Source organism: Marichromatium gracile, assembly GCF_004343155.1.
Classification (GTDB): domain Bacteria; phylum Pseudomonadota; class Gammaproteobacteria; order Chromatiales; family Chromatiaceae; genus Marichromatium; species Marichromatium gracile.
The window spans coordinates 1-4,108 of record NZ_SMDC01000024.1; the positions used below are offsets into that span (position 1 = coordinate 1).

The 4,108-nt window shown below is 61.8% G+C and carries 2 protein-coding genes and 4 pseudogenes; 2 read left to right on the plus strand and 4 right to left on the minus strand.

Annotated elements, in window-relative coordinates; translation table 11 throughout:
• The 4 genes and pseudogenes from EDC29_RS17410 to EDC29_RS17750 all read right to left on the minus strand — a co-directional run.
• A pseudogene (locus tag EDC29_RS17410) lies at positions 1-297 on the minus strand (IS701 family transposase); the annotation flags it as partial.
• 114 nt (positions 298-411) lie between these two features.
• Positions 412-1,407, minus strand: a complete 996-nt coding sequence (locus EDC29_RS17125) for a PLP-dependent cysteine synthase family protein (RefSeq protein WP_165913567.1) — start codon at positions 1,405-1,407, stop codon at positions 412-414.
• 56 nt (positions 1,408-1,463) lie between these two features.
• Positions 1,464-1,655: pseudogene (locus tag EDC29_RS17570) on the minus strand (IS481 family transposase); the annotation flags it as partial.
• A 95-nt stretch (positions 1,656-1,750) separates the two neighbouring features.
• Positions 1,751-2,557: pseudogene (locus EDC29_RS17750) on the minus strand (IS3 family transposase); the annotation flags it as partial.
• 160 nt (positions 2,558-2,717) lie between these two features.
• On the opposite strand from EDC29_RS17750, the gene EDC29_RS17145 reads away from it, so the two are divergent.
• Positions 2,718-3,662, plus strand: a complete 945-nt coding sequence (locus EDC29_RS17145; RefSeq protein WP_132230691.1) for a radical SAM protein — start codon at positions 2,718-2,720, stop codon at positions 3,660-3,662.
• 130 nt (positions 3,663-3,792) lie between these two features.
• Positions 3,793-3,915, plus strand: a pseudogene (locus tag EDC29_RS17580) (IS481 family transposase); the annotation flags it as partial.
• Positions 3,916-4,108 lie beyond the last annotated feature (193 nt).

The following is a 4,108-nucleotide window of genomic DNA, read 5'->3' on the forward strand; positions in this document are numbered from 1 at the left end:
GCCTCTTCTGGGAGTTCGTAACGTCTCGACATCTGGCCTCTTCTCCTGCAAGAACGAGGTCAGTGTATCAAGCAGGGTTTTCGTACAAAACGTAAGCAACCGCTGCACCTCATCCGGACGCCGCTCGCCCAAGGTTTCGGCCAGCTGCCAACCGTTCTTGCGTGGCACTGTCGTCAGCAGCCCTTGCAGATAACCCCGCGCTCGGGCGCGCGGCTCAGGACGACGAAAACACGCCGCCAGGCGTTGATGGATCGCGCCCAGTTCCGTCTCCCAGCCAGAGACCTCGCTGTACTTCATGTTGTTTGAAAACAAAGCCGTTGAGTCTACATATCACAACACAAAAAATGTGCGGCTGTAGTAGTAGTAGCGCCTCGGCAAGCGGAAGCCGGGTTTCCGCCGTCGACCGGCCGGTCATCGGGGAGCAAACCGGCAAGCAAGGGACAGATGCCGATGCCATTCGCCGGCATCGGTGACCGCCACCGCTATCTCTGGCCTGGCCGAGGGCGCCGGGAGGCTTTGGATCTGCTCGTAGTTGTCCGCGGCATCAGGAACGATGGCGACGACAATCTGGTCGTGATTCCCGGTGGCGATATGTGCGGCCACAGCCACGGCGGCCCCTGCGGTGATCCCGATGGAGCAGGGTTCCCGTTCGGCAACCGCCAAGCAGGTTTGGATCGCAGTTTCATCGTCGACTTTGCTGAAGCCATCGACGTAATGGGCATGTCGGAGCAGAAGCGGAGACGGTCTATGCAGCCCAGCCCCCGCGGACAAGTAGCTGCCCGGACGACCTCCGAAGATGGTCGACCCCGCGGGCTCGACCGCTATCATCCTGATGTCCGGGCGGTGCGCTTTCAGCGCCCGTGCAATGCCCAAAAGGGTTCCGCTCGTGCCGACGGGGGCCACGACCACATCTACCCGCCCGTCCAGCGCCCGAAGGATTTCCGGTCCGGTCGTCTCTTCGTGTGCCAGCATTCCGGCTTCGTTGGCGTACTGGTTGAGCCACAGCCAGCCGGGTTGGCGGCCCAGACGTTCGGCTTCAGCAATGCGGGCAGACCGATGGTCAGGATGCACGCCACGCTCGACGATGCGCACCTCCGCTCCGCACGCTCGCAGCCTGTCGACCTTGCGTTCCAGCACCGTAGGATCGACCAGGCAAGTCACACCCACCCCGATGTCCGGCACCAGTGCCGCAAGCGCCAGGCCCAGATTTCCCGATGTCGATTCGACAATCCGACACCCCGGCTCGATTTGGCCTCGTCGGATCATGTCCGACAGCAGATAGTATGCGGTCCTGGCCTTGATGCTCCCGGTGGCGTTGAACTGCTCGAGTTTAAGGGCAAGCTGACCTTGCGGGCAGAAATCGCGCGCCCAGTGCAGGGGGGTTCCTCCGATGCCGTAGTCACGCATGTCCCGCAGGCGTCTCATCAGTCGTGCCTTTGCTACGTGTCAAGTCCCCTGAGATTTTATACCCGCTTATTGAATAACTCAGGCCGTTTCTGTGCCCACTCCTTGAGCGCTTGGATCGAGGCGATGTGCCTGAGCGCTTTCTGGAGGATGTGCTGGTTGCAGACCTGGACGTAGCGGGAGATGGTCTGCTCCAGACTCAGGGCGGAGTCGAAGCGTGTGGTGGCCAGTGAGGTTCGCCTGTTTTTTCGCCTCCCAAGGGGTTGGTCTCATGCGACCGTCTGGTCGCGGCGCTGTCTCGCCCTCCCACTGTTGCATGAACTCGACGGGAGAACGATAGCCGAGTGTCGAGTGCAGTCTCGGCACCCATGCGTATGCACATCGACCAGCCGACGACCTCGCGGTTGAACAGGTCGAGGACGACGGCCAGATAGAACCAGCCCTCATCGGTTCAGAGATCGGTGATATCGGCGATCCATACCTGATTCGGGGCGCTGGGCCGGAAGTCCCGGGCGAGCAGATTCTCGGCGACGGGAAGACGGTGGCTCGAGTCGGTCGTGACGCGATCGCGACGCCGATGACGGCCGCGTAGGCCGTGCGCACGCATCAGCCGCTCCACACGCGCCTTGCTCGCGCTCAGGCCACGGGCGCGCAGCGCCCGCACCATCCGCGGACTGCCGTAGGTGCCACCGGTCTCGGCGTGGATGGCCTGCAGCAGTAACGTCAGCTGTGCGTCACTCAGCCCTTGGCGCTGGCCGCCGCGCTGCCCAGGCCCGATAGCCGCTCACACTCACGCCCAGCAGCGCGCACAGCCGACGTAGGCCGCACGCGCCGCGATGCGCATCGATCCAGGCGTGCTTCACAGCGCATCCTTCGCAAAGTACGCCGTCGCTTTTCGCAGGATCGTGTTCTCCTCGCGAAGCTCGGCAACCTCGGCGCGCAGCCGCGACAGCTCCATCTCCTCGGGCGTCACCGCCTTGCCCGCGCTCGACTCCAGCTTCCCCGCCTCGCTGCGCCGCACCCAGTTGCGTACCGTCTGCTCCACCAAACCCATCTCGCGCGCCACCGAGGTGATACTGCGCCCCGACTGCACCCGCTTGACCGCCTGCTCCTTGAACTCCAGCGTGTATACCCGCTTCGGGATCTTCTGCATCGTGCCATCCAAGCGTTGATCGTCAGTCTACTTCAATCCTTGGGGGACGAAATTCGGGGGGAACCTCAGGATGCAACATGTAAGGGGATGGGTTGAACCCTACTTCGGACAATATGAAGTATAAAATGACCAAGGACCTTGCCAATATAGGGGTATCCGCATGAAGGCGCTAGGCATACATATGTATTTGACGCCGTCGTGCAACCTGAGCTGCACGCACTGCTATTATGAGGCGCTCAAGCTAGGCGAATCTCCCGGATCGATTCTGTCGACAGACGATTGCATTTCCATCATTTCGTGGCTGTGCCAGTGCTTTGACGCCGACCTTCACCTCGAAGGCGGTGAGCTGTTCCTGCGGCCCGACATTGACGACATACTGGCCGCGCTCTCTCCGGCTGCTCTCAAGGCCCTGACGCTCACCACCAGCGGTACCGTGCCGATCAAGGTTCGGCCGGACATCCTGCGCGCGCTGGGCGAACTGCGCATCTCGATCGAAGGACATACGGATGAGTTACAGAGCGTTCTGCGTCCGACCAAGCTCACCCCCGTGTTCCGCGCCATGGCGAGGCTGTCAGCGGACGGGGTTCCCTTCACGGTGCGGACGACCCTTCACCGCGCCAACGCCGGCCATCTCCGGGAGATGATCGAAACCTTCGCCGGGCGCGGCGCCAGGCTCATCAGCCTGTTCGAATTCCAGGCGGTCGGCCGGGGAGCGGCCGAGATGGGGCATATATTGGAGGACTCCACCTTCGACGCGATGCTGGAAGAATTGGCCACAAACGGTACTAGTCCCCAAGTCGATTTGAAGTTCAGTCTCAGCCCCCGCCGGATCCCGATGGCAATGAAGCGTCGGGCTGAGTTGGAGGTCCGAGGCTTCCGGTACGTGAATCTACAGGGCATTCCCAATCTCACCATCAACAGTAACGGCGACATCGGCGTCAGCCCTTGGAAGGTGACCGCCCGGCAGGTCTACGATCGGTTCACGACTGTCTTCGAGCCGGACTTCCGTGCGAAGGTCGCGCAGCGTATCGCAGACCAAGCTACCGCCCCCCCCTGTCCACACACCAGCGGATTGCTGCTTCGCTACGTCGCGCCTGGTGCGTAGCTGTCACGTCCCGCGAGATCATGTTCCCCGTCGAAGCTATCCTTTGTTCCGAGCCCGCGAGGTGCTTGAGCTTCTGATTCACGAAACCACCGCTCGCGCAACTGTCCACAGCCCGGGAGCCTTATCGTCGATGGAGATCCGTTTGCACAAAAATGCCGGCACCACCCCGGCGATTCGTCTTGAGCTGCAGGCCTCGACGTTGCCGACCAAAGTCTTGGCTGCGCAGTACAACCTCTCGCCCCTGACGGTGCGGGTAATGCCCTGACCGATAGGTTTCGATAAAATCAGAATCTCTTTCTTTAAGAGGCTCTAACACAAAGCCGTTCGCATTGTCAGAGGCGTCGAGATCATGCACACATTGACGGAGGATAGCCATGGCCAAGCCGTTGCTGCCCGATGACCTGTGGGCCGAAATCGAACCCTTGCTGCCGGCGCCCAAGCCGCGC

Coding starts and splice junctions, on each gene's coding strand:
- EDC29_RS17145 (WP_132230691.1), top strand. CDS start 2,718: ATGAAGGCGCTAGGCATACATATGTATTTGACGCCGTCGTGCAACCTG.
- EDC29_RS17125 (WP_165913567.1), bottom strand. CDS start 1,407: ATGCGTGACTACGGCATCGGAGGAACCCCCCTGCACTGGGCGCGCGAT.